Here is a 16,990-nt window from a genome sequence, read left to right on the forward strand (position 1 = left end):
GCAGTTAGAATCGAAAATCTGCGGGGATTTTGCGCGCCTTGGGTGCGTCGCGGGGCGATAGTTAAGTGGTTGAATCGTCGTATGTTGCGCTATTGGACGGCAGGTGAATCGCACGGCAAGGCACTGCTTGCCTTGATCGACGGTTTTCCTGCCGGACTCACCATCGACACGGCCACGATCGACCGCGAGTTGCGACGTCGCCAAGGCGGCTACGGCCGCGGCGGCCGGCAGCGCATCGAAACCGATCAGGTCGATGTGCTGACCGGCGTATGGCAAGGCAGCACGATCGGCAGTCCCATCGCGCTGCAGGTCGTCAACAAGGACTACAAACTCGAACGCATGGCCGACCTCGAACGGCCGCGCCCCGGTCACGGCGATCTGACCGGCGCCATCAAGTACCTGGGCTCGATCCGCGGCGTACTCGAACGAGCCAGTGCGCGCGAAACGACCGTCCGCGTAGCGGCCGGTGCCCTGGCTCAGCAACTGCTGGCGGTGTTTGGCATTCGCGCGTTCGGCTACGTCGTCGAATTGGGTGGCGTGCGCATCGATCCACGCCCTGGTACGCTCGACGAGCAACTCGCCTGGCGCGACGCGAGCGAACTTTATACCTGCAACCCCGCGCGAGACGCCGAACTCAAAGAGCTGATCGACCGCTGCGGTAAGGAAGGCGACACCCTCGGCGGCGTGCTGGAAATCCGCGTCGAAGGGTTGCCCTTTGGTCTCGGCACGCACGCCCAATGGGATCGCAAGCTCGACGGACGGCTGGCCCAGGCCGTGATGGCCGTGCAAGCCATCAAGGGAGTCGAAATCGGGCTCGGTTTCGAGGCGGCACGCCGCCGCGGCTCGCAGGTGCACGACCCGATCCAGTTCGACGCCGCACACAGCGATGCGGCCAACCTGGGCTACGAACGCCCGACGAACAATGCCGGCGGGCTCGAAGCGGGCATGACCAACGGACAGCCGTTGGTGATCCGCGCAGCAAAGAAGCCAATCAGCACGCTGCGCAAACCGCTCGAATCGATCAACCTGCGCACCAGGCAGCCAGAATCGGCCGCTTACGAACGTAGCGACGTCTGCGCGGTGCCCGCGGCGAGCGTGATCCTCGAAAACGTCGTGGCCTTCGAGGTCGCGGCGGCGCTGATCGACAAGTTCGGCGGCGACAGCCTCGAGGAGATGCAAGCTCGGTACGCGCTGTTTCAGGACCTGGCCCGGCAGCATCGCGGATAGTTCACCCGCAAGTTTCCTCCACCCCAGCGCATTCACGAGACGACACGGATGTGGCCTCGCGAATTCTCTGCTCGACGGCTGTGGTGCCGGGCGACATTCGTCGCCGTGGCGGCGCTACCGACGATCGTATTCACCGGGTGGGCGATCTGGCGCAACTCGCCGGCCCACCGCAGCGCGGTCGCCGCCGCGTGGGAACAAGCGCTCGGGCTGCCCGTGTCGATCGGCCGCATCGAGCACCTGAGGCCCGGCGTCTGTGCGTGCCGGCAGGTGGTACTGCATGATCCCGAGACGGGCGCCCCCTGGCTGGCGCTCGAACACTGCGAGCTGGCCCAAGCGACGACGCGCAACGTGATTACGGCCAGCGGCGTGCGCGTCGATGCCCGGGCCGCCGGTGAGCTTTGGACGCGCGTCGAGCTCGCATTGCGGCGACGGAGCACCGGCACAACCCCACTGCGCGTGGTGCTCCAGGACATCATCGCCGCGACCGACGGGCCCGCACCGCTGGCGCGCTACGAAGAACTGGTGGCGATGCTCGAGGGCAGCACCCAGGGGCCACACCTGGCGGTCGACATTCGCATCGCCGGAGTAGACGAGCCGTTGCAAATCGCGCTCACGCGCGATCGCAGGCAGTCCCCCCCCGTAACGAGTATCGACCTGCGCTCGCCGGCCGCCCTGCCCTGCCGGCTGGCCGCGGCGTTTTGCCCGGCGCTCGATCGCCTGGGCCCCGAGGCGACTTTTCGCGGTAACGCGACCCTGACGCTCGCCGCCGACGGTCTGCGCGCCGATGTCTACGGCGGCGAATTCCAACGCGTCGACCTGGGACGCTTGCTGGCCGATGCAGTCCCGGCGCGGTGGTCGGGCCGGGCGAGGCTGACGCTCAAGGAACTCGTGGTCGCGCGCGGACGCTTGCAGCTGGCCACCGGGCGCATCGACGGCGACGCGGGCCAGATCTCTTATGAGACCTTTATGGCCGCGGTCAACGAATTGGCGTTGCCGCTTCCTGCCGGACGTCCGCTCGTCGCGTCCATTCCCTACGAACGTCTCGCCACGGCTTTTCACTTGCATCCCGACGGCTTGACCATCGTCGGCGACTGCCCCGAACTGCCGCCGGGCACGATCCTGGTCGGCGAGGGCCGCGCGATTCTCGCATCGCCGGCGTCGCAGCAGCCGGTCAGTGCGTGGTCGCGCACCTTGGCGGCCATTCAAGACGCCAGCCGGCAGGCCCAGCGCACGGCGACGCGCGTCGCCCCGCGTCAGGCTGTCCCGCCGCGGCGCTAGCTCTTTAATCCGGCGGTCAGTCCGGTTGAAGCTTGCGCGCCCGTGCCCAGCCCATCTTCCGTTCCGAGCGGCTGTTTTTCCTGCGTGCGCATGCTGTAGACAAAGGCGGCCGGTGCGACCCAGAACAGCCAGGCAGCGCAAATCGCACCGATGACGTAGGACTGCCCGCCGTCGCCAAAGCCGTAGGCATGCAGCCCTTCGCCGAGAATAAAATTCACGCCGTACCACGACATGCCAATCACCGTCGCCCCCAGGACGGCGCCCAGGTGCAATCCAAACGCACCGAACCACCCGGCAAACCGGCCATGAAGAATGGCCAGGTAGGTGAGCAGCGAGATCAGGGCCCAGACTTCCTTCGGATCCCAACCCCAAAAGCGTCCCCACGAGACGTCGGCCCAGAGACCGCCGAGCAAGGTTCCGGCCGCCAACAAGAGCACGGCCACTTGGATTGCCTTGTAGACGTATCCGGCCAACTCCGCAGCAGCCTGAGGCGGACGCAACTGCGAGCTGCCGCTGACCGGTTGCCAGGCGCCGAACATGTAATGTCCCATCGCGGCCATCGCCAAGCCGAACGCCAGCAGGCCCGCGCCATAGCTCGACACGATCGTCAGCACGTGAATCGTCAACCAGAAGTTGTCGCGCAACACGGGCTGCAGCGGGGTGAACCGCGGATCGAGCACCGGGGCATACCAGGCGACCATCCACAACACGGCGGCCAGCAGCGCCGACGACATGACGAACATGCGCCGTGGATAGATCTCGGCCAAGGCCGTCGCGAAATGCCCACGCAAGGTCCACGGCACCATCCCCAGGCTCAGGGCGGCCGTCACGAGGGCGCGCGGCAGAAACCAAACCGTCGGCACGAGCACGAACATCCCGGCCGACCAGGTGAGCAGGTCGTTGAAGCTCGGCAGCCATTCGCCGACGGCCCGGTTCGGCAACAAATTGAGAATCGTTCGTCCGCCGGCCGCATACGGTGCCCGGGTTAGAATCCAGAAGACAACGGCCATCAACGCGACGCGCGGCAGGATGCACAGGACGTTGCACATTTGCCAGAAGCCCGTCCCGGCGAGGCGTGTCTGCTCGCGTTCCAGGGGTGTGGCCTCCCAGGTGCCGGGAATGGCGCAACCGCGCCAGGCGTTCTTGAGGCCTTCCCAAGTGGCCGGCACAAACGCAAACCACAGGCCCAGCACCGCCACGACAAACGGCACGTAGACGACCGTTTCATACATGTTTGTCACCGGCGCCCAACCGGTAATGAGAATCCGCAGGTAGAAACCGTACGCGGTCCACGCCAGGGCCCCGATCATGACGACCGTACCCAACCAGAACAGCGGCTTGCGCCACGCGCCGAACGACAGGGCGAAGCACGCCACGCTCAGCAGCGCGATGACCCACGAGCCCAGGAAGGGCTGCACCGTGTTGTAGCGGACTTCGGCCGCGGTCGCCCCCGGCGCGGGATAGGCCGTGTATGCGAACAGGTCTTCGTCGCGTCCGACGATCGACAACTGCCTCCGCAAGGGCTCCACCTGCGCGCCCAGATCGGCGAGTGCCGACGAAAACTGGTCGGCCGCCTGATGCACATCGTTCGGACGTGTGCGCCATTGGCGATAGGCGTCGGCCAGCCGCGCATAGGCCGTGCGCACCGCGGCGACTTGCCCGGAGGGGTATTGGATCTCGGCATTCGGGTACCCGGCCAGCACCGCGTCGGTGCCGCCCAGCAGCGTCGGCAGGTTGATCCAAGGCTGCGCGTCGTCCGCGGCGTCGCGGTCTTTCTCGAGCGCCGGGCCCGACAACGCCGGTACCACACCCAGCGGGCAGCCGTCGTCGTACAGCGACAAATGCGCACGTTGGGCCTGCTCGGCCATCTTCTGGGCGCGGGCCTGCGCCGTGACGAACATCGTCTGCAACTTCTTGACTTGTTCGGGATCCCAATCGGGCGACGGCTTGCTGCGGACCAGTTCCGCTTGCCGATGGATCACCTCCAGGATCGCGGCGGCCGCATTGCGCAGCCGCACGGCTGCTGGCTCGGCCTGGGCCGCGGTGAATGCACCCTGCTGTGTCAGCTTGAACAGCTCTTCGAACGCCGCGTCGATCGTCGCCACGTGCTCGGGCACCTTGGTATCGCCGAACCCCTGGTGCGTGCCGCCCAGGATGTTCATGACCTCGTCGCCGCGCAGCTCGCCCCAGCTTTCGACCAGGCGACGCATACGTAGCCGCGAAAACTCCAACCGCTCCAGCGGACGCTCGGGGCTCGTCGTCAACAGACGATATTGACGATAGGCCTTGTGCAGCTCTTCGACGCGGGCATCGACCCCGGTCAGCTTGAACGGTTCGTTATCCATTGCCGCTTGACGCTGGCGCTCGACGAGTTGCGCGACCTTGTCCCAGAACGCCGTGGCCTGCGCTACTTGGCGCGGCGACGCGTACTGAAACTTGACCTTCGTCTTGGGGTCGGCCAGCGGCAGCCCCAAAAGCTCGCGCAGCTCGACGTGCTTGGCCATCAGCAGCGGCACGTCTTCCCAACTCTCGGGCTGCGTGAGCCAACTCAACAGCAGCTCGGCCGCGGAAAAACGGCGCGGCTTGCCGTCGACGAACAATCCGCGGGCCGCGTCGTACTTGGGCAGCGCCAATTCGTCGGCCGGTACCGCGTCGACGAGGCCCAGCGTGGGCGACTGTTTGTGGCAGATCGTCTCGGCCAGCTCACGTGCCAGCGTGTCCAGCGGCATGATCCGCCCACTGGCCGCGCCGTCCTCGACGTAGAACACCGGCAGCGTTTGCCAGGCCGAAAGGTCGAGCCGCGCCGGCTCCTCGGCGGCTGCGCCGGTCGCAGCCACCATGGACAGCACGGCCCAAGCCGCGAGGACGGTCTGAACACGGCATACGATCCTGCGAATCGCGTTCATCGATTCGGCTCCCGTCTGCTATTCGAAAAAGTGTTTCGCGAAGCGGCTTCGTGCGAAGCGACGCTGGCCAGCTCCTAGTTATTGCGCCCCGCGCTGGCCGTCGGGACGCCGGCGGCACCGCTCGATCATCAAATGGTGCCGGCGGCGACCGGTTTGGCCTCCGGCTCGACCGCTTCGGCCGGGCGCTTACGCGACGTGGCGGGCGCTGGCCGCGGACCGCCGGTGAGGAAGTAGGCCTTCATATAGAACATCGTGACGATACCGACGACGATCAACAGCCCCCCTGCGTACTTCGTGCCGCGGCCCGGGTCGTAATTCACCGTCAATACCGAAGCGAACAATTGCTGCCGCGGTTGGGCCGGGTCGTACAGCAAGTTGAAGATCGGATCGCCGGGCAAATACGGCCCGTTGAAACTTTCCTGGAACAGCCGGTACGAGCGCCGGGTTTTCGGATCGGTGAAGTCGACCGGGGCGTTCATCGTGATCAACGTGTCGCCGGAGCGGAGCAGCTTGGTCTCGTCTTGCCGGTCGCAAAACTGCACCACGCTCGAGTAGTGCGACGGCTGACTGGTGCCCGGGTCGAGCTTCCGCTCGAAGTCGAGCAGCTTGACCTGAAAGCCGACGTCGATCGTATCGAGCGGCATGGCCAGCGTGACCGAACGCTTGGCGCTGGCGACGGTTTCCTCTTCGTCCGAGCCGCGCCGGCCCGCGAGCAGCCCGACGGGTTTGCTGACGATCCAAAACTCGCGCGCAGCCTCGTCGACCGTCAGACGCACGCGCGCCGCGCGCGTCGACGTCGACGGGTGCTCCTTCTTGTCGAATGGCAGTGCCCGCACGTACTTGCCGGGCGCATCGAGCGCGACGTGCTCTTCGACCTTCATCTGCAACTGGGCAATCGGCATCTTGAAGGCATCGACCGGCGTCCCATCGCCCGGCAGCGGACCGGCGGCGACAACTTCCTTGCGGTTCCAGTAGCGGTAGTAGAGCTTGTGGTCGGCGCCCTGCAGGATGTCGATGCGCGAGCCGCGCTGGCCGCTCATACGCTGCTGCACATCCATCTCGCCGTGATCGAACCAATACGCGCCGAATACACCGTGCGCGTAGTCCTGCGCGTTCAAGTATGGCAAATCGGCGAACAGCACCAGCCGCCCGGCGGGCTCTTCGCCCCGATAGACGGCCAGTTCGATCGCCGGATTCTCGGCACCTGGCGCCTCGGCCGCGGCACCTTCGGCGAGCGTGATCTGACCGGGCTTCGAGTCGGCCGCGGGCTGCGCCTGCCGGTAGACGTTCAATACCTCGAGTTGCAATCCGGTGTCGGGCAGATCAAAGCGTCCCTTACCGGCGCGCTCGTCGACCGCGACGACGTGCGCCCGGCCCCCGGCCCAGACGACGGCCTGACCTTGCCGACCGATCGGCGCCGTCGGCCGCAATTGGGTAAACGCCTCGGTCTCGCCCGCGTCGTTCGTCATGGCGAAAGTAATCTGGCCGCCGCCGGCCATTTGGCCGTCGCCAATTCCGAAGGGCCATTGCGGGTTGGTCGAGCGCTGGATGCGCAGCGTCACGGCGCCCTTTTGCCATTTCATCTCGGCCGGCAGCGGACGGCCCGTCTCTTCGTCCATCCGGGGCTGACCCGGCGAAGTCATGGCCAACTGTACGTACGGCGCATCGGTCTGCTCGGCGCGGCTGTAAAAGTCGAGCACTTCCAACCGCACGCCGTCGCGATCGTAAACGACGCCTTGGTCGCGCTTGGCCAGCCGCCAGTACCACGGCATCTGGGCCAGATCGGGCCAATTCACCGGCCCGCAGGTGAACGGAACGACGTCGACTTTCGACTCGGCCGAACCGGCTGCCGGAGCGATGCGAAGCTCGAAATGCGACGTGTCTTCGTAGGCGATCGCCCCGCTACGGCCTTCGAACAAGGGCATCTGGGCATCGATGCCCCCGTTGCGGCTTAACAGGCAGCCGAACAGCAGGACCAGCAAACCGATGTGGGTAATCACGAACCCGGTCTGGTGCCGCTTCCACGGATAACGAATCGCGGCAGCGCAAAAGATATTCACGGCCAAGGCCGTGTTGATCAGCGTGAACCACCAGGTGCCGTAGACGGCAAATTGCACGGCCGGGGTGCCGTAGCGCGACTCGACAAAGGTTCCCCAACCCAGGATGGCCGCGGCCAGAAAGATCAAAATGACCGCCAACTTGAGCGATGCACAGAACTCGTAAGCCCCCAACAGCACGCGCACGGGCCAGGGTTGTTCGGGCGAGCGCAAACGATAACGCGACATGCAGTTGGGCGCCTTGAGAAGGCAAAGTCGCTGTGCCGTGTCCGAGGCGGGACAAAATGGACCGGTCACACGTGTCTGGATGAGCCCCCTCGCTCATCAGACGATTATAGAAGGCCTCAGACGGCAGTGTACAGCGGCCGCTTGCAGCCGCCGCGTCAATTCGCCGCAAGGCGTTTCCCCGCATCGAGCACGCGGGTTACCACGGCGCGCCTTGCGCGGAAGATTAACGATAGAGGGGCGCCATCGTGTCGACCCACCCCACGACGGGGGTTTCAGGGGCCATCACGAAAATCTCCACCCGGCGATTGCGTTCGCGCCCTGCTTCTTCCCCGCTGCTGGCAATCGGCTGCTGATCGGCAAAACCGGCGACTCCCAAGCGATCGGGGGAGATGCCCCGGTGCCGCAGATATTCGCTCACCGCCAGGGCCCGCGCGGTGCTCAGGTGCCAGTTGTCGCGATAGCGCTCACGCGTCTCCTTCTTGCCGACCAGACGATCGTCGGTATGACCGACCACCATCAATCGCAGACGGCTGGCCTCGGGCGAGGACATCACGTCGGCAAAATCGTCGAGCAGCCGCAGCGCCTCGGGCTTGAGCTGGCTTTCGGCCGTATCGAACAACACGTCGATGTCGAGTTTGCTCACCCCGGTTGCTGGGTCGAAATTGAGCGCCGGGTACCGGGCAGCGAGCTCGGCCAGATCGCGCCCCACGCCCGCGGGCACCAGGCCGGCGCCGCTGCGCAATCCGGCCAGCGTCTTGCGGTCGAGTCCTGCGCGGCCGGCAATCGCGGCCAGGTCGGTTTCGGCCGTCGCCAGTCGGTCTTCGAGCTGGCGGCGATCTGCCTTGAGATGTTCGATTTCGGCAGCCTGCGCCCGGGTCTTTTCCACCAGATCGCGATTGCCGTTCTCGGAAGCGGCCAATTGCGACTTGGGTACCCATTGGCAGCCAGCCGCCAGGGATATGGCCGCCAGCGTCGCCAAGATTGTAAGACGGGACATGACGAGCGACTCCTTTCGCCCAAGGTCCGGACCGTCGCGTCCGGCAATCAGATTCCTACGAGCCCGCAGATAAAGTCCATCAGACCGCTGTTGACCGAATAGGCCTGGTTCCAGCCCCACATGTTGCGCATCAGGTCAAAGGCCATCATGCCGCCGAGCAGCACAAACAGGGCACAAAAGCCCAGCGTGATCACGTTCAGCAGCGAGAAGTTCACGACGTCGCCGACGCGCATGGGCATGACGACGGCGGCGCCGCCCGGCGTCATCCCCATCGTCGAACTGCTGAAGTCGCTCGACAGGTCGACGTCGTCGACCGCCGCCACGACGCCGGCCGGCGATTCGCCGAGCATGGCCGCCGAATCGCCGAAATCTTCCGCCGAATCGAGCGCGATGACCTGCGAACCGCTCCCCTCGGAGTCGTCCGATCCCAGGTCGCCCATTGGCGTCAGCAGGAACTCGTCGTCGCTCTGCAGCGACTTGACGGCGTCGGTTTCGCTCGACGAATCGTGCAATAGTTCGAAGTCGCTATCGTTGTCGCCGCCCAGTTCGAGCTCGGGGCCGCCGCCGCCGAGGTCGAGTGACTCCTCGAGCGACAGGCCACTGTCGGCCGGATCGGCCAGGGAAATGCCGCTGTCGGCCACGCTGACCTTGGTGACGTCGCTGTCCGGGCCCTGCAGCACGTGGTCCGCCGACGAATCGGCCAACCGCACGTCCGAGCCGCCGCGGCCGGCCGCCGACTTCTTGTCGTCGAGCAACGCGTAACTCACGTCTGCTTCTTCGTCCTTGGCCGTCGGCTTGTTGGCCTTGGGCGGTTTCGTCTTGGCCGTCGGCGCGGCCGGCAGGCTCAGGCCGGATTCTTCGCCAAGCTGCAATTTGCTGTCGCTGCGGCCCGCCTTGTTACCGGCAGCAGGCACGACGCGCACGCCGCTGTTGCCGGCGTCGTCGACATCGGGCACCAGCTTGACGTCGCTGCCCAGCTCCTCGGCCACCGAAATACGAATGTCGCTTTCCTCGGGCCGCTGTTGGGCGCCCGCGCGGCCGATGATCGTGCTCGAAGTGTTCGGGTCGGATTCACCTAACTCCAGCTCGCTGGCGAGCACGAGGTCTTCGCCTTCGTCCATCGAGGTGACGGCGATCTCGCCGCTGGGAGCATCGAGCTCCAGAGGCAAATCGAGCAGATCGCCCGAATCGGCCGAGGCCGGGGCCTCGTCTTCCTGGTCGCGCAGATAGCGCTCGATCTCGTCTTCCTTGAACTTCCACGAGGCACCGTCGCGGTAGGCGTAAAGCTTGTGCCGCTCGCGCAGGCTGTTCAAATCGGCCGGCGAGATGTTCAGCCGCAGGGCGGCCTCTTCCAGCGTCAACAGCTTCGGGGCCATGCGGGGCCTTTCACGTTCTCTGGTTCGCGCTTGCCGCCGCGGCGGTCGCGCGAAAAGCGAGACGCGGCCGTCAGCGAGGTGGAAACATGGCACGGACTTCGCCCGGCAGGGGATGTCCGCTGTTAAAGTCAGTGAGTTGCAGATCCCAGGAGATTTGCCGCACGCCTTTCAGCGTGATTGAGCCACTGGCCAGATCGACATGGTAGACGGCGATCGCGCGCGTCTGGCCGTCGATGACCGTCAGCACCTGGCGACCGTCCGCCAGGCTCGTGGCCAACGTCGTTATCCCGCCGGCCGTGGCGGCACTTGCTTGAGCACTGCTTCCCTGGGCGCTCGGTGTCGGAGGCATCGCGGGGCTGGCGGGCCCAACCGGTCGCCCGAGCGGCGTCGCCGGCGGGGTCAGCGCGGCGAGCGGCACCGTCTTGACCGTCTCGTCGCTGCCACCGCTGGGTGCTTGAGCCAGCGCAGTGGGCCCTGCGTTTCCGCCGCCCAGCGCTCCCCAAACCACCACGATTGCCATCAGGGCCGCCACCAACGTAACTCGCATAAGCCACCTTAAGGGTTAGGCAAATACGGAGATGGGGCCACATGTCCATTCTAAGTGGACCCCAAGTGGATTCAAGGAAAACTCAGCCCGCCCCGTCGCCTCGGCCGTGCAGATTGTGCGGCTTTTGCCGACATTCGTGCCCGGGGTTCGCGGCTGCGGTCGTGCTCGACGGCCGCGACTGCGATCTGCAGGCGCGGCAGCCGGACAGCCTACGCGTTTTCGCCCGGGGCCGGAGATAGGACGAGGTCGCCGGACGAGAACGTCATCTGCTCGTGCGCAGCCCCGAACGGGGCCGGCGCGCGGGGCGAAGTCTAGTGTCGCCGGCCAAGCAAACACAAGGCCTATCTGGCCTGTCCCGCCGAGCCGCTAGTAGCCCCCTGCTTTCAACAACGCCACCGCGCGATTAGGGTTAGCTCGTGTGACGTGCTGGCCGGGGCACGCTGTCGCCCTACAATGCCCAGCCGTTGATTGGAACACCTCCCTTGCGACCGTCTATGACCGCTGCCAGTGACAACGCGACCACCGCATTGCTGCTGAGCGGCGGCCTCGACAGCGGAATCCTCCTGGGGCATCTGCTGGCCCAAGGGCATCGCGTGCGGCCGCTCTACGTGCGTAGCCACCTGCACTGGGAACCCCAGGAACTCGACGCCATCGCCCGGCTGCTGGCGGTCCTCGAATCCCCGCGCTTGGGCCCGCTGGTGGTCTTGGACCAACCGTTGCAGGACGTCTACGGCAATCACTGGAGCATCACCGGCCAAGGCGTTCCCCGTCACGATACGCCGGACGAGGCCGTCTATCTTCCCGGCCGCAACGCCCTGCTGCTGATCAAGCCCCTGCTGTGGTGCCATTTGCACGGCGTGCCTGAACTGGCCCTTGCGCCGTTGAAGTCGAACCCGTTTGCCGACGCAACGACCGAATTCTTCGCCCAGTTTGCCGGCGCGTTGAATCGTGCCACTGGCGGCAGCGTGCGGGTGGTGCGCCCGTTCGCCACGCTGGAGAAGACCGCCGTCATGCAGCTCGGCCGTGAACTGCCACTCGAGCTGACTTTCTCGTGCATCGATCCCCAACGCGGCGAGCACTGCGGCCGCTGCAACAAGTGCGCGGAACGCCAGGCGGCGTTTCGCGACGCGGGGCTTGCCGACCCGACGACTTATGCCCAGGCGGTAGATCGCGCGACCGATCCCCGCTGAGGAGATTCCCCCGAGATGTTCCGCGTCACTCGCGAAATCGATTTCTGCTACGGCCATCGCTTGCTGAATTACGACGGCAAGTGCCGCCACCTCCACGGACACAACGGCCGCGCCGTGATCGTGATCGAGGCGCCGACCCTCGACGATCGCGGCATGGTGCTCGACTTCAGCGACATCAAGCGCGTCGTGAGCCGATGGATCGACGAGCAGCTCGACCACCGGATGCTGTTGCACCGCCAAGATCCGATGGTGCCGATCCTCCACGCGCAGGGCGAGCCGATGTACTTGCTCGACGTCAATCCCACGGCGGAAAACATCGCCCGGCTGATCTTCGAGTACACGGCCAGCCAGGGGTTTCCAATCGTTGAAGCCCATCTCTGGGAAACGCCGCACTGCTTTGCCACGTTTCGTCCGTAGCGCCGCGGGCGGCCTCGGCGGCGCCAGCTTGTCCGTGCGTCGTCCAGTGCGCCGTTGGCTTTCGCTCGCCGCACGTAGCAATTCTGCGGAATTTGCGCTCCACCAGGTAGGCCTCCGTCGGGCCGGCATGCGCTGCTGCGCTGTCATCCTTTGGATGATTGTGTCGCGAGCTTGCAGCGCCCCCGCGCGCGCCGGGTTCCGTGCAAGCATGGGCACGCCCTCAGGATTTGGCCCGATTTTCCGCAGTTCTCTGCGGTTTGCCCAATCGGCATAGCGCGTGCTTCTGGTATCTACCAGAGCCACTGGGGCGAGGAAGCCCACAAGACTTTGGCGCCGGCAAGTAGGTCGCCCCAGGACGCTTTGGAACGCGCCATCGCGCGTTCCCACACCCCTCTCGCCTCTGCCGTGGCGCCAATCGTGGGAGAGTCTGGTTATGAAACGTTGTGGAAAGCAGGTCCTGTTGGCAGGCATGCTGGTGGCCGTTTTGGCCATCGGCGCGCCCCGCTCAGCCTCGGCCCAAGGCTGGTCGTTTTCGATCTCGAGCGGCTACCCAGGCGGGTTCTATGGCGGCCACGGGCACCGTCATTGCGGTCCGCCGGCGTTCGTTCCCCCGCCGCCACCGCCGCCGTGCCACGTGTATCCGTATCCGTCGGTGTACCGCTACCGCGCGTACTACGGGCCCTACGGCGGCATCGGTGCGTATGGCGGTTATGGTGGGTTCTACCGACCCGGCTACGGCTGGTGAGCAGGACTCGCTCGTTGCAGTGAGTAGGCGGCTTCGCGCGGCTCGCGGTTGCACGGTACCGCGGGCCGCCCTTTTCGAAAGCGCGATTGCACGACACCGCGCCACGCCGTGCGTGGGAAAAAAAGAAACAGTCCGGGAGACCCGCAAAAAGGCCTCACCGGACTGTTGCCCTCCTGGGACACGCACCATCTAGCTGGCGATGTCTCTCCAAACCGAGCCCGCGCGAGACCTGTTCGAGTGTCGATCGCATCCTTCATCTGCGGGATGCGATGCCCCCAGATATCGGCCATCTGCAACGAGGCCTTTGGCAAACTTTGCCGATTCGTTCGGCAACGGTTAGCGCGCAGCCGCGAACATCCAGGAAGTCGCAACGAAAGAAGGTGCCGCCGCGGCTACGGGGCGATCAGAAAAACCTGCCCCTGAGAATGAAAATGACGGGACACGAGGCGGGCGACTGAAGGGGCAAACATAAGAGCCGTGGGGGGTGCTCTTGAGCCCCGCCGCCCGCCCCGTGTCTCCGTCTTTTCGGGGCCGATGGCGGCTGCTGTCCAATGTGGGGCAGTCGGACGCAGCCAGCCGTCTTACTGGTTTCTACTCATAGGCCCCCCGATAAGTTTCATCGCAGGCTAACAATTTTTTGGATCCGGATTGAACCCTTGGGTTGCTTGGGGGTTTTGCGTTGCCATTCCCCATTACGTTGGCTTTTCCGCAAAACGGCTAAAACCCCCGCCCCTGGCATGACGATGGAGATGTCGTTTTGGTACAGCCTCGCTGCGCGCCTGCATCGCGTACGGCGAATGTGTTACAAATCTTTACTGGAAAAGGATTTCCAGTGTTGTGTACTCCCCTCATGGCAGCACTCCGGGTAGTGCGACTGCAACCGCAGTTCAGCACGGGCGAGTGCATTCATGACGGGCGCCGGCGCGCTTCTCTGTCCCAAGATGGGGAGAAGCCATGAGTCGCGTGCGCCAGGGGTTGTCCCCCTCGCTGTTCCCTTTTCTGTCTGTGCTGCTCTGCACGATGGGATCGCTGATCTTGTTGCTGTTCTTTGTTGCCCGCGAGGCACGCCAGCACCGGGCCGAGGTCGTGCAGCCGATGATCGAGCAGGCCCGCAAGGCCATGCAGGCGCAATTGGCCCATGTGCGCCGCGAGCGCGAGGACGTCGAATCGACGCTCGCCTTGACACGGCAACAGTTGGCCCACATCGAGGACCACTTCCGGCAGCTCCGCGAGGAAATCGTCGAAATCGAGGCCGCGCTGGCCCAGTTGCACAACGCTCGGGCCGCCGATGCCGCCGCCCAAGCTCAGACTGCCGCGCAGCGTCAACAGCTCGAGCAGCGTCTGGCGGAATTGCGCGAAGCGTTGGCCGGCGCACGACAAGCCGCGGCCCAGGTGGAGCGCGATTTTTCCATCGTGCCCTACGAGGGTCCCAACCAGACCTATCGACGGCCGATCTACATCGAGTGCCGCCCCGACTCGATCGTGCTGCAGCCCGAGGGGATCGAACTGTCGGCCGACGATTTCAGCGGTCCGATTGGGCCGGGTAACGCGCTGGCGTCGGCCATTCGCGCAGCCCACGAGTACCTGAGCTATCGCGCGGCGCCCGGCACGCAGGTCGGCGAGCCGTACCCCTTGCTGCTGGTCCGGCCCGAAGGCATCGGGGCGTACTATGCGGCGCGGACAGCGCTCAAGAGCTGGGGCAGCGAGTTTGGCTACGAGCTGATCGAACGCGACTGGCCGTTGTCGTTTCCCGATGCCGACCCGCAATTGGCGCAGGCCGAGCGCGATGCGGTCGAGGTGGCGCGCGAGCGGCAAGCTGAGTTGGCGCGCATGGCGCCGCAAGCTTATGGCGTCGCGCGCAACGACTTCAACGATTTCGAATCGGCTGGCACTGGTTCCGGCGGCGGGTCGAATCGCGGCCCACGGAATGCCGGCACGCGCGGAGGAATCCCCGGCGGCGATCTATCCGGCGACGACTCGAATAGCTCCGGAGGCGGCGGTCACGGTGGCACCGGCGACGGCGATCAACTGCTGGCCGGCGGTGGCGGCGGATCGGGCGCAGGCGGAACCGGGTCCGGCAGCGAACGCGGAGCCAGCGGCGCGACGGGCTCGGCCGGAAGCCACGGCACGGGTCGCGGTGGCGATCGCAGCGGCAGCCCGGGCGGCACCGCCACAGGTGGTGGCGTGCCGGGCGGCACTTTGGCGGCGGGCAGTTCGCGTCCGAGCTTTGGCGGCATGGCCGGCGCCGGCGGAAACGGCGCCGCAGGCGGTCAAGCCGGCGGACAGGCAGGCGGACAATCTGGTGGACAAGCCGGCGGGAATTCGACGAGCGGGTCCGCAGGAAGTTCGAGTGGAGCCGCCGACGCCGCCGGCGGCCCGTCCGACACGTCGGCCACGGTCTCGTCGAGCCTGGCCGAGGCCCGGGGGCGCGATTGGGCATTGCCCAACTCGGGCCGCAAGCAGATTGCCGTCAGCCGACCGATCCGCGTCGAATGCTCGGCAAACGAAATCCGCATTCCGTCGGATGAAGCGGGCAAGCCGCCGCGCGTCATCAAATTCGGTCCGCAAACAGAGGACTCGATCGACGATTTCGTCTCGGCCGTTTGGGACCACATCGAGGGATGGGGGATCGCCGGCAATGGCATGTATTGGAAACCGATTCTGGAAATGCACACCGCGTCCGACGGCGTTTGGCGCGCGGCCGATATGCGCGTGCTCTTGGCCGACAGCGGCCTGACCGTCGAAAACACTCCCGAGGCCGACCGTGTGAAAACGGCGCAACCGCAACCGGCGGCGCGCAAGCGGCGTTAGCTCACCCCAATCGCGCGCCCGACTCCGGGCCAGCAAACACCATGTCCAAGCGTCAACACGGCGAAATCGAATCGTTCGGCAGCGACTCGTTCACCGACGTCGTGACGAACATGGTCGCGATCCTGATCATTCTCGTGTTGGTCGTCGGCATGCGCATCAAGCAAGGTGCCGCCGTCGACGGCGATCCCCCTGCCCTGCCGGCCGACGTTGAAGAGCTGAAGCTCAAAATCTCCGCGCTCACGGCCGACGCCTTGCGTCAGGCAGGCGAAGTCGATCGGCTACGGGTCTCGATCGTCGCCCGCGGGCAGGAGCGCGATCGCTTGGCACAGGTTGCCGCCCTCAAGCGGCGCGATCTCGACGCCCGTCGCGCCCAGCTCGATGCCGAAACGCGTCAGTCGTTCGACGGCCAACGGGCACTCGCCTCGCTCGAACAGCAGATCCAGCAGGTCGAGGCCGAGCTGAGCCAGTCGCAACAGGTCACTCGCCAGACCGTCAAGATCGTGTGCTATCCCACGCCCATCAGCAAGGTGGTGGAAGGCACCGAAGGACACTTTCAGCTCAAAGCCAACCGGATCATCGCGATTCCGCTCGATCGGCTGGTCGAGCGGCTCAAAGAAGACGCGCGCGAACAGGTTTGGAAGCTGCGCGATCGCGACTCGGTGACCGAGGTGCTGGGCCCGCTCGGCGGCTTTCGGCTGCGCTACACGATTGTCCGGCGCGACCTGCAGCCCCGGGCCATGCCTGGCGGCGCGGTGGCCACGGGCGGCAGCGTGGTCCAACTCGACGAATGGACGCTGATCCCCACCAGCGGTCAGCTCGGCGAAACCCTCGACGAGGCGCTGGCCAGCGGCTCCGAGTTCCGCGCAGCCTTGGGTCAATACGATCCCAAGAAGACGACCATCACGCTTTGGACCTACCCGGACAGCTTTGCCGAGTTCCGCGCGCTCAAGGAACAGTTGCACCTGGCCGGCTATCTTGTGGCCGGACGCCCCTTGCCCGATGGGGTGCCCATCTCCGGCTCGCCCGACGGCTCGAAGTCGTCGGCGCAATAGCGCTCTGCCTGGGGCGCAATTCCGGCGAGAGCTGCACCGCACGGCGTCAACATCGCGCTGACCGTCACGACCGGACCCGGTCGCGAATCGCGGTCGCTTGGTCGGGTTGCTCCCGGCAAGTAGGATGAAGGGGTCGGCAAAACCTGTCGTTTTGGCGAT

The 16,990-nt window shown here is 65.8% G+C and carries 12 protein-coding genes; 7 read left to right on the forward strand and 5 right to left on the reverse strand.

Features of this window, described 5'->3' with window-relative positions; genetic code table 11:
* Positions 1 to 84 precede the first annotated feature (84 nt).
* Both aroC and K1X74_04370 read left to right on the forward strand, forming a co-directional pair.
* Positions 85 to 1,227, forward strand: a complete 1,143-nt coding sequence (aroC, locus tag K1X74_04365; protein MBX7165561.1) for a chorismate synthase — start codon at positions 85 to 87, stop codon at positions 1,225 to 1,227.
* A gap of 48 nt (positions 1,228 to 1,275) precedes the next feature.
* Positions 1,276 to 2,505: a hypothetical protein gene (locus K1X74_04370; protein MBX7165562.1), complete on the forward strand. Its 1,230-nt coding sequence runs from the start codon at positions 1,276 to 1,278 to the stop codon at positions 2,503 to 2,505.
* On the opposite strand, the gene ccsA is transcribed toward K1X74_04370, so the two are convergent.
* The 5 genes from ccsA to K1X74_04395 all read right to left on the reverse strand — a co-directional run bounded on the left by ccsA (position 2,502) and on the right by K1X74_04395 (position 10,616).
* Positions 2,502 to 5,411: a cytochrome c biogenesis protein CcsA gene (gene ccsA, locus K1X74_04375; GenBank protein ID MBX7165563.1), complete on the reverse strand. Its 2,910-nt coding sequence runs from the start codon at positions 5,409 to 5,411 to the stop codon at positions 2,502 to 2,504. The genes K1X74_04370 and ccsA overlap by 4 nt on opposite strands.
* A 128-nt stretch (positions 5,412 to 5,539) precedes the next feature.
* Complete coding sequence (locus K1X74_04380; protein MBX7165564.1) at positions 5,540 to 7,696, reverse strand: cytochrome c biogenesis protein ResB; 2,157 nt, start codon at positions 7,694 to 7,696, stop codon at positions 5,540 to 5,542.
* Between the two features lie 223 nt (positions 7,697 to 7,919).
* Positions 7,920 to 8,693: an OmpA family protein gene (locus K1X74_04385; GenBank protein ID MBX7165565.1), complete on the reverse strand. Its 774-nt coding sequence runs from the start codon at positions 8,691 to 8,693 to the stop codon at positions 7,920 to 7,922.
* Between the two features lie 47 nt (positions 8,694 to 8,740).
* Positions 8,741 to 10,069, reverse strand: coding sequence for a helix-turn-helix domain-containing protein (locus tag K1X74_04390; protein MBX7165566.1), 1,329 nt, complete (start codon positions 10,067 to 10,069; stop codon positions 8,741 to 8,743).
* A 70-nt stretch (positions 10,070 to 10,139) separates the two neighbouring features.
* A complete protein-coding gene (locus K1X74_04395) occupies positions 10,140 to 10,616 on the reverse strand; it encodes a hypothetical protein (GenBank protein ID MBX7165567.1) in 477 nt (158 codons plus the stop codon).
* A gap of 494 nt (positions 10,617 to 11,110) precedes the next feature.
* Here K1X74_04395 and K1X74_04400 point away from each other — a divergent pair, with 494 nt between their 5' ends.
* From K1X74_04400 to K1X74_04420, 5 genes are all read left to right on the forward strand, one after another.
* Positions 11,111 to 11,806 (forward strand): 7-cyano-7-deazaguanine synthase, encoded by a 696-nt coding sequence (locus K1X74_04400; protein ID MBX7165568.1) that lies wholly within the window; start codon positions 11,111 to 11,113, stop codon positions 11,804 to 11,806.
* Between the two features lie 15 nt (positions 11,807 to 11,821).
* Positions 11,822 to 12,223: a 6-carboxytetrahydropterin synthase gene (locus K1X74_04405; GenBank protein ID MBX7165569.1), complete on the forward strand. Its 402-nt coding sequence runs from the start codon at positions 11,822 to 11,824 to the stop codon at positions 12,221 to 12,223.
* A 433-nt stretch (positions 12,224 to 12,656) separates the two neighbouring features.
* Positions 12,657 to 12,968: a hypothetical protein gene (locus tag K1X74_04410; GenBank protein ID MBX7165570.1), complete on the forward strand. Its 312-nt coding sequence runs from the start codon at positions 12,657 to 12,659 to the stop codon at positions 12,966 to 12,968.
* A 954-nt stretch (positions 12,969 to 13,922) separates the two neighbouring features.
* Positions 13,923 to 15,779 carry a hypothetical protein gene (locus tag K1X74_04415; GenBank protein MBX7165571.1) on the forward strand — a complete coding sequence of 619 codons (1,857 nt, stop codon included), beginning with the start codon at positions 13,923 to 13,925 and terminating at the stop codon, positions 15,777 to 15,779.
* A 41-nt stretch (positions 15,780 to 15,820) separates the two neighbouring features.
* Positions 15,821 to 16,831 (forward strand): hypothetical protein, encoded by a 1,011-nt coding sequence (locus tag K1X74_04420; GenBank protein MBX7165572.1) that lies wholly within the window; start codon positions 15,821 to 15,823, stop codon positions 16,829 to 16,831.
* Positions 16,832 to 16,990: the final 159 nt, after the last annotated feature.

The organism is Pirellulales bacterium, from assembly GCA_019694435.1.
In the GTDB taxonomy this organism is placed as follows: domain Bacteria; phylum Planctomycetota; class Planctomycetia; order Pirellulales; family JAEUIK01; genus JAIBBZ01.